Source organism: Opitutus sp. ER46 (assembly GCF_003054705.1).
In the GTDB taxonomy this organism is placed as follows: domain Bacteria; phylum Verrucomicrobiota; class Verrucomicrobiia; order Opitutales; family Opitutaceae; genus ER46.
The window spans coordinates 371211-393080 of sequence record NZ_QAYX01000024.1; the positions used below are offsets into that span (position 1 = coordinate 371211).

11 protein-coding genes are annotated in these 21870 nt (G+C 68.3%); 8 read left to right on the forward strand and 3 right to left on the reverse strand.

Annotated features, from left to right (window positions below; all coding sequences use genetic code 11):
* Window positions 1-89: 89 nt before the first annotated feature.
* A complete protein-coding gene (locus tag DB354_RS16920) occupies window positions 90-1214 on the reverse strand; it encodes a LacI family DNA-binding transcriptional regulator (RefSeq protein WP_107836817.1) in 1125 nt (374 codons plus the stop codon).
* A gap of 161 nt (window positions 1215-1375) precedes the next feature.
* Here DB354_RS16920 and DB354_RS16925 point away from each other — a divergent pair, with 161 nt between their 5' ends.
* From DB354_RS16925 to DB354_RS16945, 5 genes are all read left to right on the forward strand, one after another.
* Complete coding sequence (locus tag DB354_RS16925) at window positions 1376-2881, forward strand: MFS transporter (RefSeq protein WP_107836818.1); 1506 nt, start codon at window positions 1376-1378, stop codon at window positions 2879-2881.
* A gap of 115 nt (window positions 2882-2996) precedes the next feature.
* A complete protein-coding gene (locus tag DB354_RS16930) occupies window positions 2997-4337 on the forward strand; it encodes a glycosyl hydrolase family 8 (protein WP_107836819.1) in 1341 nt (446 codons plus the stop codon).
* 45 nt (window positions 4338-4382) lie between these two features.
* Window positions 4383-6659 carry an alpha-glucuronidase family glycosyl hydrolase gene (locus tag DB354_RS16935; protein ID WP_107836820.1) on the forward strand — a complete coding sequence of 759 codons (2277 nt, stop codon included), beginning with the start codon at window positions 4383-4385 and terminating at the stop codon, window positions 6657-6659.
* A 78-nt stretch (window positions 6660-6737) separates the two neighbouring features.
* Window positions 6738-8423, forward strand: coding sequence for a glycoside hydrolase family 43 protein (locus DB354_RS16940; RefSeq protein ID WP_233256670.1), 1686 nt, complete (start codon window positions 6738-6740; stop codon window positions 8421-8423).
* 183 nt (window positions 8424-8606) lie between these two features.
* On the forward strand, window positions 8607-10613 hold the full coding sequence (locus DB354_RS16945) for a hypothetical protein (RefSeq protein ID WP_107836822.1): 2007 nt from the start codon (window positions 8607-8609) through the stop codon (window positions 10611-10613).
* A 368-nt stretch (window positions 10614-10981) separates the two neighbouring features.
* Here DB354_RS16945 and DB354_RS16950 read toward each other — a convergent pair whose 3' ends face one another.
* Window positions 10982-11665, reverse strand: coding sequence for an LrgB family protein (locus DB354_RS16950; protein WP_107836823.1), 684 nt, complete (start codon window positions 11663-11665; stop codon window positions 10982-10984).
* Window positions 11655-12065: a CidA/LrgA family protein gene (locus DB354_RS16955; RefSeq protein ID WP_233256671.1), complete on the reverse strand. Its 411-nt coding sequence runs from the start codon at window positions 12063-12065 to the stop codon at window positions 11655-11657. Before DB354_RS16955 ends, DB354_RS16950 begins: the two co-directional genes overlap by 11 nt.
* Before the next feature lie 78 nt (window positions 12066-12143).
* On the opposite strand from DB354_RS16955, the gene DB354_RS16960 reads away from it, so the two are divergent.
* The 3 genes from DB354_RS16960 to DB354_RS16970 all read left to right on the forward strand — a co-directional run bounded on the left by DB354_RS16960 (window position 12144) and on the right by DB354_RS16970 (window position 21651).
* Complete coding sequence (locus DB354_RS16960; RefSeq protein WP_107836824.1) at window positions 12144-13052, forward strand: LysR family transcriptional regulator; 909 nt, start codon at window positions 12144-12146, stop codon at window positions 13050-13052.
* A gap of 354 nt (window positions 13053-13406) precedes the next feature.
* Window positions 13407-16280: a glycosyl hydrolase gene (locus DB354_RS16965; protein WP_107836825.1), complete on the forward strand. Its 2874-nt coding sequence runs from the start codon at window positions 13407-13409 to the stop codon at window positions 16278-16280.
* Window positions 16281-16521: 241 nt separating this feature from the next.
* Entirely contained in the window at window positions 16522-21651 is a 5130-nt protein-coding gene (locus tag DB354_RS16970; RefSeq protein ID WP_107836826.1) for an immunoglobulin domain-containing protein, read from the forward strand.
* The last annotated feature ends 219 nt before the right edge of the window (window positions 21652-21870 follow it).

Below are 21870 nucleotides of genomic sequence, written 5' to 3' on the forward strand. Positions count from 1 at the left end.
TGGCGCGGCTTTTTTGTGCCCCCTGGACTGCGTGGGCGCGCCGCCCCTGAAACAAGCCGCCGCCCCAAGGCGCATCTCCGGGCAACGCGCTACCGAACCGACGCCGACAGCGTGGCGCTCGGGTCATCCTGTTGCCGCCGATTCGGACACGAGGCGCCGTCGAACCAGGTTCCCGCGACGAACGTCGTCGTCGGGATCTCCGGCACGCCGAATTTGTTGTGGTGGAGCTGGCCGGCCAGGATTTCCACCGCCAGCCCGCCGACTTCCTCGTGGTTCTGCCGCACGCCGGCGATCCGGCCGCGGGCGGTGTCCTCCAGGAAGACATCCACGAAAGCGAGGTCGCGTGGCACGCGCAGTCCCAGCTCGGCGAAGCAGGGCTGCACGAACGAGGACTTGCTGATCACCACCTCGGGCTCGTATTTGCGGAACCAGCGCTGGAACGCCGCGGTGGGCGCGGTGACGTCGGCCTGGCTCTCGGCCATCCATGCCGCCACGGGCTCGGCTTCCGGAAACATCAGCATCGGGATCCGGTCGGCCACGGGCACGTTGGCCTGTTCGCAGAGAAAGCCGGCGGACCAGAGGTGATCCACGCTGTGGTCCCAGCCGCGGTGCATGACGAAGCCGATGCGCTTGTAGCCCGCCGCGAGCACCTGCCGGAGCGCCAGCCGAATGATGCTGCACTGGTTGTTGGTCACGTTGTGCAGGCCTGGCTGATGGGGGAAATAGTCGATCTTCACCGCGCTGAAGTGCGCCCAGTCGAACTCCAGCGCCACGTCCTGCTCCCGCATGTGCGAAGCGATGATCAGGCCGTTGATGCCGCGCGTCTCCAGGATGCGGTTCAGTCGCGCCTGCGTCAGCCCCGGCTCGCTCATCCAGAAATGCTCCAGTTTGAACCCGAGGTCCTGCGCCTTGGCCGCCGCGCCGGCGTAGAACTGCGGGTGTGCGGTCACCTTCTGCCAGCCAAACCGCGTGTTCCAGTTGGTCACGTATGCGAGCGTCGGCGGATTTCGCCGCGGCATCGTCTTGCTGCGGTACGCCACCAGCGCCTGCAGGTAGGGATCGGGTCGGTAGCCCATCCGCTCCGCCAGCTTCTGAATGCGCGTCCGCGTCTCCTGCGGCAGCCGCGGATGATTGCGCAGCGCCAGGGAAACGGTCGTGACGTGGACGCCGGCTTTGCGGGCGACGTCGGCTAGGGTGGTCCGGCGTTCGTTCACGGCCGCGATGGGAGCAGGCGCCCGGGCTGGTTCAAGTCTATTGTTAGTCTCCACCCCCGCTTGTGGCTTGGCGGCCCCCCCGGCGAAATCCCACCATTACCTAGCTGAACCGCCTGGCGTGGTGCGCCCCTTGCCCTGCGCCACTCACCCCTTTCAACCCCATGGCTGCCCCTACTGAACGCCTGTCCTTCCGGGAGAAGTCCGGCTACGCCGTCGGCGACATCGCCACCAACTTCTTCTTCCAGTCGATGATCCTCTACCAGACCCGTTTCTATACGGATACGGTGGGGCTCTCGGCCGTCGCGGTCGGCATGATGTTCCTGGTGCTGCGTCTGGCGGACGCGCTCGTCGACCCGGTCGTCGGCGCGCTTTCCGACCGCACCCAGACGCGCTGGGGCAAGTTCCGCCCGTGGATCCTCTGGACGGCCGTGCCCTTCGGCCTGGTCTTCTGGCTCGTCTACCTTTCCCCGAGCTTCGGGCCCATGGGCAAACTGGTGTACGCCTACATGACCTACACCCTGGTCATGATGCTCTACTCGGCGAACAACACGCCGTACTCCGCGTTGATGGGCGTCATGACTCCCGACGCGGGTGAGCGCACCAGCGTCGCCAGTTACCGCTTCGTCGCCGCCCTCGTCGGCCAGTTCATCGTGCAGGCGCTGACGCTCCCGCTCGTCGACAAGTTCGGCCAGGGCAACAGCGCCCACGGCTGGGCCGTCACGATGGGCATCCTGGGCGTGGCGATCGTCGTCCTGAACCTGATCGTGTTCGCGACCACGAAGGAACGCGTTCTGCCGATGACGGCGCAGAAGTCGTCGCTCAAGCAGGACCTCAAGGACGTGTTCACCTGCGGCCCGTGGCTGGTGATGTTCGTGCTTACGCTGCTGATCTTCACCACGTTGGTCGTCCGCGGCAGCTCGCTGAACTATTTCTGCTCGTACTTCCTCGACCAGGGGGCGGTTCGCAGCTTCCTCGAAAACCTCGGGCTCGGCACCGCCGCGACGGGCGTCGAGACCGGCTGGTGGAAGTGGACCCTTGGCGCCCTCGGTCTCCTGGTGAAACCCGACGGCTCCAACGCCGCGGGCGTCGGCTTCAGCCTCATGATGGTCGCCGGCAGCCTGATTCAGATCGTCGGCATCATCTGCTCGAAGCCGCTGGCCGATCGCTTTGGCAAAAAGGCGGTCTTCATCTCCGGCATGGCCGTCACGATGCTTGCCACCGTGATGGTGTTCTTTGTCACGCCGACCTCAATGAACCTGCTGGTGTTCGCGAGCATCCTCTGGCCGCTCGGCTGGGGCCCGACCGTCCCGCTGCTCTGGGTGATGATCGCCGACGTCGCCGACTACTCCGAGTGGAAGACCTCCCGCCGGGCCACCGGCTTCATGTACGCCGGCATTCTCTTTGCCCTCAAGGCGGGCCTCGGCCTCGGTGGCGCGCTCAGCGGCTGGATCATCGCGGCCTACGGGTACGTGCCCAACGCCGTCCAGAGCCCCCATGCCCTCCTCGGCATCCGGCTCGGTGCCAGCATCTACGCGGCCATCCCGTTCGCCCTCGGCCTGGTCTGCCTCGCGATCTACCCCATCGGCAAGGCGCTCAACCTCCGCATCCAGGACGAACTCGCCGAGCGCCGGAGGCAGATGGCGGCGGGCGTCGCTGCCGCCAGTTAAGCGACCGCCCGCGCGGCGCGGTCGTCCGTTCCCTCTTTCCATTCCCCCCAATGCAGGGTCCGCCCATCCGGGGCGGCCTTGCTCCTGCCCGCGAACCGCCAACCCACCACAAACCATGTCCCTCCCCCTTGTCGCCCCGGAGGACGCGGAGCCTTGCCCGGCTCCCACCAGGTCCTGTGCCGGGACGCCGCCCGCTCCTTCCCGCCGGGGCGGGGGCGGTGTGCGCCGCGGCCTCGCGACCTTCGGTTTGGCCGTCGCCTTGCTGGCGCCTGCGCTCGCGGCCAGCCCGGCTCCGCGTCCCGCCGCCACGACGGGCGAGTATCGGAACCTCTTCCGTGAATACCTGGGCAAGTCCGACGTGGAGGTCTCCGCCCGCATCCAGGCCGCGTGGCGGCAGATCGTGAGCGGCGATCCCGACTCGCAACGGCTGTTCTACCCGGTGGCGGGCGGCATGGCTTATGTGCCCGATATCGCCAGCAACGACGTCCGCAGCGAGGGGATGTCGTACCTGATGATGCTGGCGGTGCAGCTGAACGACCAGGCGGTGTTCGACGCGGTCTGGAAATATGCGCGGCATTACATGTACCACGAGAGCGGCCCGTTCCGCGGTTACTTTTCCTGGCACACCGCCTTTGACGGGCGGCGGCTGAGCAACGGCCCGGCGCCGGATGGAGAGGAGTGGTTCGTGATGGCCTTGTTCTTTGCCTCGCATCGCTGGGGTGATGGCCCGGGCGTCCTGGCCTATGGCGCCGAGGCCCAGCAGCTCCTGCGCACGATGCTGCACAAGCACGAGGAACCGGACCGCGGCCCGATCACCGCGATGTTCGACCGCCTCGCCCGCCAGGTGAATTTCGTTCCGCAGGGCCCGGGCGCGCGCTTCACCGATCCCTCCTACCATCTGCCCGCCTTCTACGAACTGTGGGCCCGCTGGGCGGCGGACCCGGCCGACCGTGCCTTCCTGGCCGAACTCGCGCCCACCAGCCGCGAGCACTTCCGCCGCGCGGCCCATCCGAAGACCGGCCTCATGCCGGACTACGCCAACTTCGACGGCACCCCGTACGTGCGCGATGGCCATGAGGACTTCCGCTACGACGCCTGGCGCACACTCTCCAACCCGGCGCTCGACTACGCCTGGTGGGCCGCCGATCCATGGCAGATCGAACAAAGCAATCGCGTGCTGCGCTTCCTGCTCTCGCAGGGCCCGAACTGCCCGGATCGGTTCAAGCTCGATGGCACCCCGATCTCCGAGGACGTGAACTCGCCGGGCCTCATCGCGATGGCGGCGACCGCCGCGCTCGTGGCTGACCGCGCCTGCGGCGAACCGTTTGTCCGCCAGCTCTGGGAGCTGCCACAACCAACCGGCCGCTACCGCTACTACAACGGCCTGCTGACCATGATCGCGTTGCTGGAGGTCGGCGGTCAGTTCCGCATCCATCATCCGCCGGCGGCACGCTGACGTTTGCCCGCGCCCGCTCCCGTTCTCAACCCATCCCTGTCTCCCATGCGTTGCGCCACCGTCTCGTCCGCCTCCGCTGGCCGGAGTTCGGCCTCCGCCCTCCCGCCCCGTCGCGTTCGTCGTCACGGTTCTTCCGTCGGTGCCCTCCTGGGGCTCGTCGCGGTGCTGGGATGCCTCCTTTCGCTGCCGGCGGCGCGGGGCGAGGACGGCTATCGGCTTTGGCTGCGGTACGACCCGGTGGTGGACCCGGCCGTGCGCCAGGCGTATGTCGAGGCGCTCGGCGAGATCGTCATCGCCGAGCCCACCGGCCCGGAGATGCCGGCGGCGACGCTGGCCGCCGCGCGGGATGAACTGGTGCACGGGTTGCGCGGGCTGCTGGGCACCGATGTGCCGGTGCGGCCTACCGCCACCGCGCCGGGAGCGCTGCTCGTGGGCACCACCGCCAACGCGGCGCTGCTCGCCCTCGTGACCGAGACCGACCTGCGGGCCGCCGGGCCGGAGGGCTACATCGTCCGGCAGGTCAAGGTCGACGGCCGCTCGCGGATCCTCCTCCTGGCGAACCATGAGGTGGGCGTGCTCTACGGCGCGTTCGCGTTGCTGCGCCACCTGCAGCTCGGGGAGCCGCTCACCGGTCTCAACCTCGTGAGCGCGCCGCGCATCCAGCGCCGGCTGCTGAACCACTGGGACAACCTCAACCGCACGGTCGAACGCGGCTACGCGGGCCAGTCGCTCTGGGACTGGTTCATCCTGCCGGACTATCTCAGCCCGCGCTACCGCGACTACGCCCGCGCCTGCGCCTCGCTGGGGCTCAACGGCACCGTCCTCACCAACGTCAATGCCAACGCTCTCGTCCTGACGCCCGCGTACCTCGAGAAGGTGGCGGCGCTCGCCGGCGTTTTCCGGCCCTACGGTATTCGCGTTTACCTTACCGCCCGCTTCAGCGCGCCGAAGGAGATCGGCGGCCTGCCCACGGCGGACCCGCTCGATGCCGGCGTGAAACGCTGGTGGCGCGCCAAGGTCGACGAGATCTACCGCCATGTGCCCGATTTCGGCGGCTTCCTCGTCAAGGCCAACTCCGAGGGCCAGCCGGGGCCGCAGGACTACGGCCGCAACCACGCGGACGGCGCCAACCTCCTCGCCGACGTCCTCGCGCCGCACAACGGCGTCGTGATCTGGCGCGCCTTCGTGTACGACGCGAACGTACCCGACGACCGGGCCAAGCAGGCGTACACCGAGTTCCGGCCGCTCGACGGTCAGTTCCGCGACAACGTCATCGTGCAGGTGAAGAACGGCCCGATCGATTTCATGCCGCGGGAGCCGTTCCACCCGCTCTTCGGGGCGATGCCCCGCACCCCGTTGTGCGCCGAGCTGCAGATCACCCAGGAATACCTGGGCGGCGCGGCCAACCTGGCATTCCTGGCGCCGATGTGGAGCGAGGTGCTCACGGCCGACACCCAGGCCGCCGGCCCTGGTTCGACCGTCGGCCGTGTCGTCGACGGCAGTTTCGACCTGCACGGCATTTCGATGATCGCCGGCGTCGCCAACCTCGGCTCCGACCGCAACTGGACCGGCCATCCGCTCGCGCAGGCCAACTGGTACGCGTTCGGCCGGCTGGCGTGGGACCACACCCTCCCGCCCGCCGCGATCGCGAACGAATGGACCCGCCTCACCTATGGCAACGCCCCGGCGGTCGTCGCCCCGCTGACGCGCATGCTGCTCGAGTCCCGGGAAGCGGTGGTGAATTACGAGATGCCGCTCGGGCTCCATCACCTGATGGCCGAGGGGCACCACTACGGCCCCGGCCCCTGGGTCGACCACCTGCCGCGGGCCGACTGGAACTCCGTGTATTACCATCGGGCCGACGCGCAGGGGATCGGCTTTGACCGCAGCGCCAACGGCTCCAACGGCGTGGCCCAGTACGCGACGCCCGTCGCGCAACTCTGGGGCGATCCCGCGCGCTGCCCGGACGAGTTTCTGCTGTGGTTCCATCATCTCCCATGGGATCACCGGATGCGGTCGGGCCGGACGCTGTGGGACGAGATCTGCCTGCACTATCAACTCGGCGTCGACACGGTCCGCGCGTGGCTGCCGCTGTGGGCGGGCGTCCAGGACCGGGTGGATGCCGAGCGCTGGGCGCATGTGGACGCGCTGCTGCGGCGGCAGGAGCAGGATGCCCGCACCTGGCGCGATGCGTGTATCCTATATTTCCAGACGTTCGCCCGTCGCCCGATCCCGAACGGGGTCGAGCAACCCGAGCACCACCTCGAGTACTACAAGGCGATCCAGCTCCGCTACGTGCCCGGCGACCCGAGCGCAAAATGAGCGCGCGGCCCGGTCTGCGCGACAGGGCGCGGGTCGCGCGCCCGGCCCGCGCGGCGAACTCCGCCCGTCATGCCCTTTATGAAAAAGTCCCTGTGCCTTGCCCTGCTGGGAATCGCCGCGATGGTGCGCGGCGCCACCCCGACCGTGACCTTCCATAACTTTGAGTACTCCGGCCGCGACGCGGTGTTCGCGGCGTCCGCTCCCGCGGGCACCTACCGCAACCCGATCCTGGCGGGGTTTTATCCCGACCCCAGCATCTGCCGGGTGGGGGATGACTTCTACCTCATCAACTCCACCTTCGCGTACTTTCCGGGCATCCCGATCTTTCACAGCCGGGACCTGGTGAACTGGCGGCAGCTTGGCCACGTGATCTCGCGGCCGGAGCAGTTGCGCTACGACGGGCTCGGGGTGTCGCGCGGCATTTTCGCGCCGGCGATCAGCCACCACGACGGGGTGTTCTATGTCGTGTGCACGATGGTCGACGGCGGCGGCAATTTTGTCGTCACCGCCCGCGATCCGGCCGGCCCCTGGTCCGATCCGACCTATTTCGATTTCGAGGGCATCGATCCCTCGCTCTTCTTCGATGACGACGGCCGCGCGTGGCTGGTGAACAACGGCGCGCCCGAGGGGAACCCCCGGTACGACGGGCATCGCGCCATCTGGCAGCAGGAGTTCGACCCGCGCACGCGCACGCTTATCGGGCCGCGCCGGGTGATCGTGAACGGCGGCGTGGACCTCGCCCGGAAACCGATCTGGGTGGAGGGCCCTCACCTCTACAAGCGCGACGGCTGGTACTATCTCTGTTGCGCCGAGGGCGGCACGGCCGAGGGACACTCGCAGGTGATCTTCCGCAGCCGGCAGGTGACCGGGCCGTTCGTGCCGTGGGACCAGAATCCGATTCTCACGCAGCGGAACCTCGATGGCGGCGCGGCCGGCGCGGTGACCTCGACGGGCCATGCCGATCTCGTGGTGGGCCCGGACGGCGGCTGGTGGGCGGTGTTTCTCGGCTGCCGGCCGTATGCCGACGGCACGCTCTACCATACCGGCCGTGAAACCTTCCTGTTGCCCGTGCGCTGGACCGACGATGGCTGGCCGGTGATCCTGCCGGCGGGCGCGCGCGTGTCCGCCGTCGGGGCAGGGCCCCGTGCGCAAGGCGTTGCGCCGGCCGTCGCCCCCCGCGGCACCGCGGTGCCGCTCAACGGAAACTTCACCTGGCGCGATGCCTTCGACCAGCCGACGCTGTCGCCACTTTGGCTGACGCTACGCACCCTGCACTCCCCTTGGTGGCGCTTGCGCCCGGGCGGCGGCCTTGAGGTGACGCCGCTGGCCGCCTCCCTCGGGGGCAAGGCGAATCCCGCCTTTCTGGCCCGCCGGGTGCAGCACATGAATTTCGCCGCGCGCCTTGCGCTGGAGGTGCCGGCTCAGCCCGGCGTGGCCGCGGGGTTGGCGGTGTTTCAGAACGAGCGCCATCACTTTTTCTGCGGCGTCCGGCAGGGCGCGACCGGCGCGATGGCCTTTGTGGAGCAGGCCAGCGGCGAGGTCGTGAAGGTGCTCGCCACCAAGGAACTCCCCGCGGGTGCGCGCGTCGTCGAGCTGCGGGCCAGCGGGCAGGGCGCCACCCTTGATTTCCACTGGTCCATCGCCCCGGGGGAGTGGCACTCGCTGCTCGATCACGCGGACGCGAAACTCCTCACCACGCGCGTCGCGGGCGGCTTTGTCGGCGCGACGGTGGGACCGCACGCCCGTCTCGAGCAGCCCGAGTAGCGCGCCGAAGGCGACGCGTCCGGATGGGGGCAAATCCCGCCGGAAATGTCAGGTTTATCATTAAATCTTCCGTCTTGAGGCGGCGCGGCGCCCGCGCGCAGAGTGACGGAACCCTGCGCGCCCCGCGGCGTGCCGCTTCCGGCCCGCCCCGCAGCTTGGTCTCCTCCTGATCCGTTATCCCCCATGATCACTGTTGCCGCTCGTCGCCTCCTGCTCGTTGCGCTCTCGGTTGTTTTGACCGTTTCGCTGGGCCGTACCGCGCCCGCAGCCTCGAACTCGCCGGTCTCACCGTCGCCGGCCGCAGGACGGTATCAGAATTTCAACGTGGCGATCTACATCCCCGTTGGCCTTGTCCGCCGGTTCACCGAACCCGCGGTGCTGGAGCGGGAGTGGGCGGTCATCAGCCGGGATCTGCGGGTCGACAAGGTGTACATCGAGACGCAGCGCGACCGGGTGCTCGCGGACGAGGCGTTGCTCGAGCGGGTGAAGGCCTTCTTCGCGACGCACGGGGTGGCCACCGCCGGCGGGATCACGTTCTCCGATGGTGGCGGCGGCCAGTTCCGCTCGTTCTGCTACACCGATCCGGCCGACCGCGCGTTCGTCCGGCAGGCCATGGAGCTCACCGCGCGGCATTTCGACGAGATCATCCTCGACGATTTCTTCTTCGTCACGACGAAGTATCCGTCCGACATCGAGGCGAAGGGCAGCCGCAGCTGGACCCAGTTCCGGCTCGAGTTGATGAACGAGGCGGGGCGTGAACTCGTGGTGCGCCCGGCCAAGGCCGTGAATCCACGGGCCCGCGTGATCATCAAGTACCCGAATTGGTACGAGCACTTTGCCGGCCTCGGTTTCGACCTGCAGGAGGGGCCGCGAATCTACGATGGCGTCTACACGGGGACGGAGACGCGGGATCCGCAGACGACCGACCAGTTCCTGCAGCAGTACGAGAGCTACCAGATCGTGCGTTACCTGGAGAATATCGCCCCCAGCCGGAACGGCGGCGGCTGGGTCGACACCTTCAATCTCGAGTACGTCGACCGCTATGCGGAGCAGCTCTGGAACACCGTGTTCGCCAAGGCGCGCGAAATGACGCTCTTTAACTGGGCGGCGCTGCTGCAGCCGGCCGTGGCGGGCCAGCGGGCCGGGTGGGCCGGCGCGCGGACTTCCTTCCGCTGGGAGGAATTGATGGCGTATCGGCCGAAGCCTGACGGCACCGCCGCGCCGGCGGCGGTCGCGGGTGTCACCAGCGCCGCACCGAGCATGGCGCGCGTGGCCGGATACTCGCTCGACCTCGTGGATGCCTTCCTCGGGCGCCTCGGCCAGCCGATCGGGATTGCCAGTTACCGGCCGCCGCATGCGACCGGGGACGACTTCCTGCACAACTACCTCGGGATGATCGGGCTGCCGATCGAGTTGTATCCTACCTTTCCCGACCAGGCGCCGGTCGTGCTGCTCACTGAGGCGGCGCGCTCGGATCCCGACCTCGTGGCGAAGATCAAGCGGCATCTCCTGGCTGGGAAATCGGTGATCGTGACCGCCAGCCTGTACCGTGCGCTGCACGGCCGCGGCATCGAGGAGATCGTGGAGATCGAGCCCACGGACAAACGCATCCTGTCCGACGGCTTCTCGACCGGGTATGGCGCCGGCGAACGGGTGGTGCACCCCAACGCCGCCACCGGCGCGCCGCCGATCCTCTTCCCGCAGCTGCGCTTCCTCACCAACGACGCCTGGGCGCTGGTCAGCGCGATGTCCGACGGCGCGGGTTTCCCGCTGCTCCTGATGGATCGCTACGGGAAGGACGGCACGTTCTACGTCTGGAACCTGCCCGACAACTTCCGGCACCTGTACCGTCTCCCGCCGGCGGTGACGCAGGCCGTGAAGGACGTGGTGATGCGGGGCTTCCCCGTGCGGCTCGACGGACCGAGTGAGGTGGCGCTGTTCGCCTACGACAACCACACCTTTATCGTGGAGTCGTACCGCGCGGCGGAGACGGCCGTGAAGCTGGGGACGCTAGGGGCAGGCCGGCGGATCCGCGATCTCGTCTCGGGTGAGGTGATCACCGGCACGCCGCCGCCCACCACGCGCACGCCCTGGGGCCAGCAGGCGCGCGAGCCACGCACCACCTTCGACGTCACGGTCCCGCCGCACAGCTTCCGGGTCTTCCAGCTCGAGGCGGTCGACAGAGACTGATTCGGGTCGGGTAACCCCGAAGGGACGAATGATATTCGATCCTGGAGAGAACCGCGAAAGGCGCGAAGTGACGCGAAAACGTGGGGTCCGCCAGGGCTGAGGGCGAAAGCGTGAGCGGTAGCACGTACCGCGGGTTTTCGTGGCTCGGTTCGCGAGCGTTCGCGGTGAGCTCAGGTTTGGGGACTGGGATGTCCAGAGGGAAACCGCGAAGCGCGCGAAAGGTGCGCGAAAACCTGCGGTCTGCGATGTCGGGGACGTAGTCGGATCTGAGCGGTCGGCCACCCGCAACTTTCGCGATGGTTCGCGTCGTTCGCGGTTTCTTCGATCGGCGATCGGTTCATCCGGAGAACCGTCAATCCGCGGGTAAACTACAGCGCGGACCAGGCGGTCGCGCCGAGGACGTTGAGGAGGCCGGCGATGACCATGACGAGGCCGGCGACGGCGCCTTCCTCGGCGCCGAGTTCGCGCGCCTTCGCGACGCCGGCGCCGTGGGCGGCCATGCCGAACGAGGCGCCGCGGGCGAAGGCCGAGCGGAGCGGGAGCGCTACGAGGAGACTTTCGCCGACGGCCGCGCCGAACAGCCCGGTGACAGCAGTGAACGACGCGGTGAGCGCCGGCACGCCGCCGACCGTCGCCGACATCTCGATGGCGAAGGGCGTGGTGATGGAGCGCGGCAGAAGGCTGGCGCGCACCTGCGGGGAGAATTGGAACAGCCCGGCGAGCCACCAGGAGACGCCGACGGCGATGACGCTGCCGGCCACCACGCCGGCGAGGAGGACCGGCCAGTGCCGCACAATGGTCGCGCGCTGCTCGTAGATCGGGATGGCGAACGCGACGGTGGCGGGGCCGAGGAGGGTTACCAGCCAGTGCGTGCCCCGCAGGTACTCGTGGTAGCTGGTGTGGCAGACGATGAGCAGGGCGCCGCAGGCGACCCAGGTGGTCAGGAGTGGCGAGAGCCACCAGCGGCGAAACCGCGCGTAAGCGGCGCGCGAGGCGGCGTAGATGCCGAGCGTCACCGCCGCCCAGAGGACGGGGGCGAGACTAGCGGGCATGGCGGTTGCGGAGCCGGAAACCCGCCTCGACGACGAGCGCGGTGCCGATCATGACCGCCGGCGTGCCGACGAGCACCGCGAGCAGGAGCTTGAAACCCAGCGGGCCGACGAGTTCGGGATGGTCGACGAGGCCGAGCATCGCCGGCACGAAGAAGAGCATCAGGTGGTCGAGGAGCCCCGACGCACCCCGGTTGAGCCAATGCGACGGCACGATCCCGCTGAACAGCAGGGCCAGGAGGATGAAAAGGCCGACGACGCTGCCCGGCACCCCGAGACCCAGCGCCCGCGTGAGCGCGTTGGCCCCGGCGCTCAGGACCAGCAGCGCCCCCACCTGCACCCAGCGGTTCCCGCGGATGAGATGCGCCAGGCGCCGGCGCGATTGATGAAACCAAGAGTTCACGGCCGGGAGGATGCCACAGGCGGAGCCATTCCGAAAATGAATTGATGGAATCCCCGCGATTCCAATAAAGCATACGCCATGGATTTTCGGGACCTGGAAATGCTGGTGGAAGTGGCTCGCCAGGGCGGGTTTTCCGCGGCCGCCAAGGTGCTCAACACCACGCAGCCGACCGTCAGCAAGGCCGTGCAGCAGCTGGAGCATGATTGCGGCGCCGTGCTGCTCGACCGGCTCGCGCAGGGCGTGCGGCTGACCTCCGCCGGCGAGATGGTGGTGCGCCGGGCGAGCACGATCATGACGGAGCGCGAGCACCTGCGCGCGGAGCTGGCCGACTTGCGCGGGCTGCAGCGCGGCCGCCTGAAGCTGGGGCTGCCCACGCTGGGTAGCAGCACGCTGTTCGCGCCGTTGTTCGCCGCCTTCCGGCGCAAGTATCCCGGCATCGAGATCGAGCTGCACGAGCATGGGAGCAAGCGGCTCGAGGAGGCGGTGCGCGCGGGCGAGATCGAGCTGGGCGTTTCGCTGCGGCCCGTGCCGGATGACTTCGAATGGAGCGCGGTCTGCGACGAGCCGATGCTCGCGCTGTTGCCGAGCGGACACCCGCTGGTGGGCCGGGCCGCGATCAAGCTCACCGACATCGCCCGCGACCCCTTCATCTTTTTCGAGCGCGGGTTTGCATTGAACGGCATCATCACCGCCGCGTGCCGGCGGCGCCGCTTCACGCTCAACGAGGCGGCGCGCAGCGGTCACGCCGACTTCATCATTGCCCTCGTTGCCGCCGGCCTCGGCGTCGCTCTCCTGCCGCGGATTGTCGTCGCTGCGCGCCGGCCCTTATCGGTGGAAACCGTGTTGGTGGATGAGACGGATCTGCGCTGGCAGCCGGGCTTCATCTGGCGCAAGGGCGCGACGCTGTCACCGGCCGCCAACCGCTGGCTCGCCCTCGTGGCTGGCGGAAAGGCCGAGGCCGGGCGCGCGCGAAAGACCAAGGGCTGAAGGAAAGCGAAGGACTGAAGGACTGAATGCTGAAGGCTGAAGTCGGATACGGACGATGGGCGGCGGGACAGACTCCAGGCGGCGGCCAGAGGCGGGGCTGGGCTGGGCGGCTCCAAGGAGCCGCGGGCCGGGAGCACGAGGGCAGGAGGGTGCAATTATATCCGGCCGAGCATGGGGTAGTTGCGATAATGTCCAGATACTCGGGCATAATGTCCGGATTCTGCCGGGAATAATGTCCAGATACTCGTCGGGTCCGGTGGGACGGCGGAGGCGGCGCCGGCACTGGCGACGCACGTCGGCCTTGTCCAGATCGGCGCGGGTGTTGAGCATCCGGCCTTTCACCCCTTCGCCGGCATGCGTTCTTCCTGCGTTCGTTCCGCCCTCGTCGTCCTGGCTGCGCTCCTCGTGAGCGGAGTCGCCCGGTGTGCCGCGCCGGTGGTGGAATTGGAGGCTGCGTGGGCCAATCCGCCGCAGGACGCGCGGCTTCGCGCCTATTGGTGGTGGCTCAACGGCAACGTCACGAAGGAGGCGATCACCCGCGACCTCGAGGCGATGCGGGCCCAGGGCTTTGGCGGCGCGATCCTCACCGACGCCGGCGGCGCCGAGCAGGATGGCAATGACCGCGTGCCGGCGGGGCCGGTCTTTCTGTCGCCGGCTTGGCGCGAGCTCTACCGCCACACGCTCGCCGAGGCCGAGCGGCTCAGCCTCGAGTTGAGCCTCAACATCCAGAGCGGCTGGAACCTCGGCGGGCCGATGGTCCCGGCGTCCGATGCCGCCAAGCAGCTCGTCTGGTCGGAGACGTGCGCGGCCGGCCCGGCGCCTCTGACGCAGCTGCTCCCCGAGCCCAAGCACCGGGATCCCTGGTACCAGGATCTTTTCGTGCTCGCGGTGAACGTCGACCCGCTGGCGCCCGCGCACGCGCCGATCCAGCGCCTGGCCGAGAAGGCGCTGCTGAAGCCGCTCAACAGCTCCGCGCCCGATACGTCGGTGCTCCTGACGGACGTCGCGTCCACGCCGGGCGAAGCCGACACGACCGCGGGCGCGGTGGTGAATCTCACGGGTCAACTGGGCCCGGACGGCTCGTTGGCGTGGGACGTGCCCGCGGGCGACTGGCGGATCCTGCGGATCGGCTGCACCGTTGGCGAACACGCGCGCGTGTCGACCCATAGCGACGGCTGGAGCGGCTACGCGATCGACGCGTACGACGCCGGCGCGTTTCAGCGCTACTGGAACGCCGCGGTCGAGCCGCTGCTGGTCGAGGCCGGGGCGCGCGCCAGCCGCACGCTGAAATACCTGCACACCGACAGCTGGGAAATCGAGGCGGCGAGTTGGACGCCCACGCTGCGGGACGAGTTTCGGGCGCGGCGCGGTTACGACCTCCTGCCGTGGCTGCCGGTGATCGCGGGCTACATCGTGGACAGCCGCGAGGCGAGCAACCGGTTCCTCTTCGATTTCCGCAAGACGATGGGCGAGCTCGCGGTGGACCACCACTACGTGCCCTTCAAGGAGCGAGCGCGGGCGCATGGCCTCCTGCTGCACCCCGAGTCGGGCGGCCCGCACTCGTCTCCCTTTGACGCGCAGCGCTGCCTCGGACTCAACGACGCCCCGATGTCCGAGTTCTGGGCGTGGTCGCCACGGCACCGGATCGGTGACCCCAACCGCTTCTTTGTGAAGCAGCCGGCGAGCGCGGCGCACACCTACGGGCACCGGCTCGTCCTGGCCGAGGGGTTCACGACGATCGGGATGCATTGGCAGGAGACGCTGTGGGATAACCTGAAGCCGGCCTTCGACAAGGCCTGTACCGAGGGGCTGAACCTCCTCGTGTGGCATGCGTTCGTGTGCTCGCCGGCGGAGATGGGGCTGCCGGGCCAGCAGTATTTCGCCGGCACGCACCTCAATCCCAACGTGACCTGGTGGAGCCGCAGCGCGCCCTTTTTCGCCTATCTGAACCGCTGCCAGGCACTGCTCCAGCGCGGGCTGCCGGTGGGCGACGTCCTCTACTACTACGGCGACAATATCCCCAACTTCGCGCAGCTGCGCGCGAGCGACCCGGCGCAGGTCGGCGCGGGCTACGATTACGACGTGATCGATGAGCACGCGCTGCTCGAGCGCGTGAGCGCGCGGGACGGCCGGCTGCAGTTGCCGGACGGCGTGAGTTACCGGGTGCTCGTGCTGCGCGACCAGCCCTCGATCTCGCCGGCGGTATTGCGCAAAGTGCGGGAACTGGTCTGGGCCGGGGTGACCGTCGTGGGCCACCCGCCGACGGCGGCAACCGGCCTCGACACCTCCGGCGAGCGCGACGCGGACGTGCGCCGGCTCGCGGCCGAAATCTGGGACGTGACGGCGTCGCGGCACGCGCGCCGCGGGACGAGCGCGCGCGAGGCGCTGTCCGCGCTGGGCGTGTCTCCGGATTTCACGTACATCGGCGGCGACGCGCAGACCGACCTCAGCTACCTTCATCGGCGCGACGGCGAGGCGGAGATCTACTTCGTGGCCAGCCGCGGGACGCGGCCAGAGGCGGTGCAGGCGAGCTTCCGCGTGACCGGGCGCGCGCCTGAACTCTGGAATCCGGTGACCGGCGAGCGCCGTTTCGCCGCCGCGTATGCCGCGGGAGAGCAGACGACCACGCTTCCGCTCGATTTTCCGCCCTGCGGGTCGTGGTTCGTCGTGTTTCGCGCGCCGGCTCGCGAGCATCCCGCGACGGCTGCGGCCAATGCGGTTGCCTACGTGCCGGTGCAGGAGGTCGCGGGCCCGTGGACGGTCGCGTTCGATCCCGCCTGGGGCGGGCCGGCGCGGACGATCTTCGATCGCCTGGGCAACTGGGCGGAGCACGCCGACGCCGGGATTCGCTTCTACAGTGGCACGGCCACGTATCGGCAGACCTTTGATCTCTCACCCGGGGTGGCCCCGAAGGCGCCGTTGGCGCTGGACCTCGGGCGCGTGCGCGAGCTGGCCGAAGTGCGGCTGAACGGCCGCTCGCTGGGCATTCTCTGGGCGCCGCCGTTTCGGGTGGACGTGGCTGGGCTGGTGCGTCCGCGGGGCAACGTACTCGAAATCGATGTCGTCAACTTTTGGCCCAACCGGCTCATCGGCGACGCGAGCCTTCCGCCCGAGCAGCGCCGCACCCGCACCAACATTCGCCGGCTCGATGCCAAGACCCCGCTGATGGAGTCCGGCCTGCTGGGCCCCGTGCAGGTGCTGACGCGCGCCGCTGAGGCGGCGCGCTAATGCAGAATTGAGAATGGAGAATGCAGAATGGTGAAAGCCGGGGTGCGGGTGCGTTCAGGACATCCTATCCCGGGCGGAAGGGCTTCGTTGGCGGTGGTTGGGACTTGGATCCGTCTGATCCGTCGGATCGGTCCGATCTCCCGCTGAGTCGCACGCCCGACCGGCGGGCGGTGCTTGGGGACCCCTGAATTGGGCGGGGCGTCGGGTTGACGCTGCCAAAGCAACGTGATTTGCCAGTGGCATGCATCTCCGGCGATTCGTCGTGGTGTTCGTGCTGTTCTGGAGCGCGTTGAGCGCACTGGGTCTCGACTCCTCGGGCGCGTCAACCGGGCCGCTCGCGCGGCCGAGTCTCGATCCCAGCGTGCAGCCGCCGATCCTGGTTTCGATCGCGGGCGGAGGGACCGTTGAAACGGGTGAGCGAGTGACGATGACCGTGACCTATTGGGGGTCCCAGGAAGGGGTCACCTATCAGTGGCAGAAGGATGGCGCGCTGATTGCGGGTGCGACCAACGCCTTCCTGATCATTGGCGCGGCAACTGCAGCCGACGCGGGCACCTATGAGGCGACGGTGACGAATGCGGGCGGGTCGAATCCCGCAAGCACGACCCTCGTGGTGAAGCCGCTGGCGCCGCCGGCGTTCACCGCCCAGCCCGAGTCTCGCACCGTCCACGTGAATCAGACGGCGGTCTTCACCTTCAGTGCCTCGGGCAGCTACCCGCGGACGTTCCAGTGGCTGCGCAATGGGGCGCCGATTTCCAGCGCCACGGACGCAAGCCTCACGATCGAGGCGGCGACGCTCGCCGATGCGGCCGGCTACTCGGTGGTGGTAACCAACAGCCAGGGGGCGGCGACCAGCGGCGTTGCGACCCTGACCGTGAACGCGGCCGTCGTGCCGGTTTGCACCAGCACCGAGCCGTCTGATGTGACCGTGACGGCCGGCGGGGAGGCCACGTTTCGGCTGGGCCTGACGGCGGGGACGCCGCCGTACACGTACCAATGGCTTAAGAACGGCGCGGCGATCGCGGGCGCGACGCGGGACGAATTGCGCTTCGCGAGCGTGACGCTGGGGGATGCCGGCAAATACTCGATCCAGGTGGTCAATATTGCCGGTACGGCGACCAGCCGGGAAGCGGTCCTGACGGTGAATCCGGCGACGCCTGTAACTTTCCAGATGCAGCCGGTGGGGGCCACGGTCGTCGAGGGCCAGAGCTTTGAGCTTGTCGTTGGCGCGATCGGTTCGCCGCCGATCACCTACCAGTGGGAGAAGGACGGCGTCCCGATCCCTGATGCGAACAAGCGGACTTATCGGGTGTTAACGGCGACGCCGGCGCATGCGGGCGTGTACCGCGTGGCGGTGACGAACCCGGCGGGTACGGTGTACAGCAAAACGGCCACCGTGGTCGTCGATCCTGCGGTCCCGCCGACGATCACGACTCCGCCTGCGAGCGTGTCGATTGGGTACTTCGGGGACATTTTCCTCACCGTTGCGGTCGCGGGTACCGGTCCATTCACCTACCAGTGGTCGAAGGATGGCGTCGCGCTCGCGGAAGGCTCGTCCAGCAACTACCAGAGGACGCATGCGCAGCCGTCCGATACCGGCAGCTATACTGTCACGGTCGCCAACAAGGCTGGCTCGGTGACCAGCAGTCCCGCGGTAGTGACCGTCGCGGCCCCCCGGGCGCCCACGATCGCGCTTCAGCCGGTGTCAGCGCGGGTGCCTTTGGGGCAGGGAGTGAGTTTCCGGGCAACGTACGTCGAGGACGGTACCGGCCCGCTCACGGCGCAGTGGCGGAAGAATGGCAGCCCCTTGCCTGGCGCGACGACCGACACGTACAGCATCCAGGCCGTGAAGGGAGCCGACGCCGGGCGCTATTCGCTCCAAGTCACAGGCCTGGGCGGCACCGTGACGAGCGATGATGCCATCCTCACGGTGGTGGTGCCGCAGCCTCCCGCCCTCTTGGCGTGGTCTACAGGGATCGCCGTCACCTTGGGGAAGCCGTTCGAAATTGATACAGGCTTCATGTCCGGCACCGGGCCGTTTGACTACCAGTGGTACTTGAATGGAACGGCGATCGTGGGCGCGACGGGCAGCAGCTACTCCGTCAGTGCGGCCAAGGCGGCGGACTTGGGCAGTTACACCGTCAGGATCATCGGGCCGGGCGGGGTCACGTTCTCCTCGGAAGCTGTTACCCGGCTGGAGGCCAGCAACACGGCGCCTTGGGTGAGCACCGTTCAACTCGGCGACATCGTGTACTTCCTCGCGACGCAGCCTGGGCGCATTGAACGGTACGACATGGCAACGGAGAAGTGGCTGCCGACCGTGCTGCTGAGCGCCACGCAGGTGCCGACTGCGTTCCTGCCCATGACGGAAGGCGTATACGTGGCCTACGGGCGGGCGCTCGTCCGACGTTCGCCTAGCCTCGCGGAGGAAACGGCCGTGCTGAACGCGACCGCCCAAATTACGGAGCTCTGTGCGTACGATGCCTGGCTCTACTATTTCTGTCAGGACGCGCCCAACGCGCCGCGCTCGCTCAACAAGGTCCGTCGGAGCGACTTTGCGGCGCCCGCGACGGTGACGCCGTACACGCAAATCACGTTTTCAGCCGGCAGTCGTCGCGGATATGGCATCCTCGACGTGCGATCGATGCCCACTCCGTTCACCATCGATGCCAATGGCGCATTTACGCCCGTGGCGACGCCCGACTACCCGTATGCTTTCCCTCGCGGCTCGCGATCCTACCTGCTTGCCGGCGAGGCGGAGGTGGCGACCACCGGCGGCGCGGTATTCCGCACCAGCGACATGAGCTACGTGGCGTCTCTCGGCCAACCTTTCCTGGACTTGGTGAGCCGCTCGGATGGCGCGACTGTGGTGTTTCGGAACAATGCCGCGCACCTGCTGCGGGCGGGCGACTACGTCGAGACGGCACGCGCCACGGTGCCCTTTGTTCCCATGCGGGCGTTTGGGCGAGGAACGGACGTATTCGCGTTCGGGGCCGGCGCGGGCAGCACACCCATTGCCGTCGCGAAGCTCGCCCCGACGGCGTTTGTGACGCCGGCCCTCAATCCGGTCACGACGGGGCAGGGGGAACGGATGTCCTTCGATGGGGTGTTCTTCGCCAACGGCATCGTGCATCTCGTCAGCCGCAGCAAGCAGGCCGTGGTGCGCTGGTCGACCCTGACCCGCAGCTACCTGACTGCGGTGCCCCTGCGTGGTACGCCACGGCGTGCGGCGCACACGCCGGGCTCCGGGCGGGCTTTGCTGTACTACGGCGACGGGGTGATCACGAGCCTTCCCCTGACTGTGTCCGCTCCCGCTGAGTCGACCGTCGCGGTGGTAGGCAACCGGGTGGGGGCGCTTACGGATATGGACGGCTTGCTGCTGATCGACGCCCTCGCCAGCGACATCGACCGATATCTTCGCGTGGTAGTTGGTGCCGACGGCCAACTGATTTACGTGGGCCACTGGCACAATCTTGGCACCGCCCTCGCCTGGAATTCATCGCGGCGGCGGCTGTACGCCGCCGATGGTGCCAGCGGCGTTGCCTATGAGACGGTGCCGACGACCGGAGTTTTTGGGGGAATGCTCGAGAGGCGTGCTGTCGGCGTGCCGCCGCTCCGGCTCAATGCTGACGGCTCGCTGATCGCGATGGCCGATGGGCGAGTAACGGACGCCGGTCTGGACCGTGTGGGGACGCTGGCCAACAGCGTTCTGGATGCGGCTTGGTTGTCCAATCGACTCTACACGCTACGGGCTGATGACGAGGGCGAAGCGGAAGTGCAGCGCTGGTTGGAACGGACCTACCTTCAGGACGGCTCGGTCGCCGTGCCCGGTTTGCCGGTGGCGATGTTTGCCATCTCGGACAAACAACTCGTCGTGGTGACGTCAGCGCAGGGTTACCTAGTGTTTACCGTGCTGAACGCGGACCTGACGGTCTCGACGACAGGTGGCGGGATGGAGGCGTTTGCCGGCGTGTACCTGGCGAAGCTTGGGACGGACGGCGCGGGTGGCGATCTGGCGCTGCTGGTGCGGGCGAACGGGTCGGCGGTGCTGGTGGGCAATGTCCTCGGCACAAACGGCGGCGGGCTGCTCTGCGAAAACGTCACCCTCGGGCGCGACGGCACGTTTGTCGCCAACGCCCTCGATCCGCGGACGAACGCGGCGCGGACGGTCTCCGGGGTGATCAATGGCGACGGCACATTGAGCGGCTCGGTGTATCCGCTGGAGCTGACGTTCACGGGCAGCCGGGCGACCGGCAGCGGCGGGCTGGCGGGCTACTACGTGGTGCCGCCGCTCAACGGCGCGCTCGGCGGTTCGTACGGGATCGTGGCGCCGGACGGTCGCGCGGTCTTCTTCGCCTACTCGGGCAACACGTCCGCCGGCGGCCTGGGCACGTTCGCCAATGGTCAGATGACGCTCACGCCGGCGAGCGGGGCGCAACTCACCGTCACGATCGATGGCGGCGGTTCGGTGCGCGTGATCGCGGACAAGACCGGGTTCGCCGGACAGAAGTTCGGCGGACTGCGCGACGGCGTGCGGCAGGCGATGCGGCTGTTCAACATCTCGAGCCGCGGGCGCACGGGCGACGGACTCAATACATTGGTGGCCGGCTTCGTGATCTCCGGCTCGGCGAATCGCAACGTGCTGATCCGGGCGGTCGGTCCGACGCTCTCGAAGCTGAGCGTGAAGGAGCCGATCGCGGATCCGAAGCTGAGCCTGTACCAGGGATCGACGCTGCTGAAGGAGGTCGACAACTGGAGCAGCGAGGCGAATGCCGCGGACATCGCGGCGGCGGCGAAGCGGACGCAGGCCTTTGAGCTGCCGAACCCGAGCAAGGACGCGGCGCTGTACGTGAACCTCCCGCCCGCAATCTACACGGTGATGGTGACGCCCGCGGCGGGCAGCCATGGCGTGGCGCTGGTGGAGGTGTACGACGGCGACGACCTGACGGGCACCGACCAGCCGCACCTGGCAAACATCTCCACCCGCGGTTGGGTGGGAACCGGTGAGGACGTGTTGGTGGCTGGCGTGGTCGTTTCGGGCAACACGCCGAAGCGGGTCCTGATCCGCGGCATCGGCCCGCGCCTGACGGACCTCGGCGTGAGCCAGGGCGCGCTGGCCGACCCGATCCTGACGTTGCGCGACTCCGAAAAAGTAATCGCCACGAACGACAACTGGGGCACGCAGACCTCGGGCCTTTCCGCCGATGAAATCATCGTGCGCTCCGCGCCGACCGGGGCCTTCGGCCTGCTGCCCGGCAGCAAGGATGCCGTGCTCCTGCTCACGCTCGAACCCGGCCTCTACACCGCGATCCTCAGCGGCAAGGGCGACACCACCGGCACCGGCATGATCGAGGTGTACGAAGTGAACTAAGGCGCTGACGCGCAGCGCCTCTGCGCTGCGCTAATGCAGAATGGAGAATGCAGAATTTAGAATGACGGAAGCCGGCGCGGTCATGGGGCTGCGCCGGCGCGAAGCGGGCGCGTGGCAGCGCTCTTCTGGTTGTGATGGGGAAACACCTTGCCGTCCGCGTACCGACGCGCCCGCGGCTTCGGCGGGTGGGGCAATATTCCGGCCGGTTTTCCTCCGTGT

Coding starts and splice junctions, on each gene's coding strand:
- DB354_RS16940 (WP_233256670.1), top strand. CDS start 6,738: ATGAAAAAGTCCCTGTGCCTTGCCCTGCTGGGAATCGCCGCGATGGTG.
- DB354_RS16950 (WP_107836823.1), bottom strand. CDS start 11,665: ATGCCCGCTAGTCTCGCCCCCGTCCTCTGGGCGGCGGTGACGCTCGGC.
- DB354_RS16935 (WP_107836820.1), top strand. CDS start 4,383: ATGCGTTGCGCCACCGTCTCGTCCGCCTCCGCTGGCCGGAGTTCGGCC.
- DB354_RS16970 (WP_107836826.1), top strand. CDS start 16,522: ATGCATCTCCGGCGATTCGTCGTGGTGTTCGTGCTGTTCTGGAGCGCG.
- DB354_RS16930 (WP_107836819.1), top strand. CDS start 2,997: ATGTCCCTCCCCCTTGTCGCCCCGGAGGACGCGGAGCCTTGCCCGGCT.
- DB354_RS16960 (WP_107836824.1), top strand. CDS start 12,144: ATGGATTTTCGGGACCTGGAAATGCTGGTGGAAGTGGCTCGCCAGGGC.
- DB354_RS16965 (WP_107836825.1), top strand. CDS start 13,407: ATGCGTTCTTCCTGCGTTCGTTCCGCCCTCGTCGTCCTGGCTGCGCTC.
- DB354_RS16945 (WP_107836822.1), top strand. CDS start 8,607: ATGATCACTGTTGCCGCTCGTCGCCTCCTGCTCGTTGCGCTCTCGGTT.
- DB354_RS16925 (WP_107836818.1), top strand. CDS start 1,376: ATGGCTGCCCCTACTGAACGCCTGTCCTTCCGGGAGAAGTCCGGCTAC.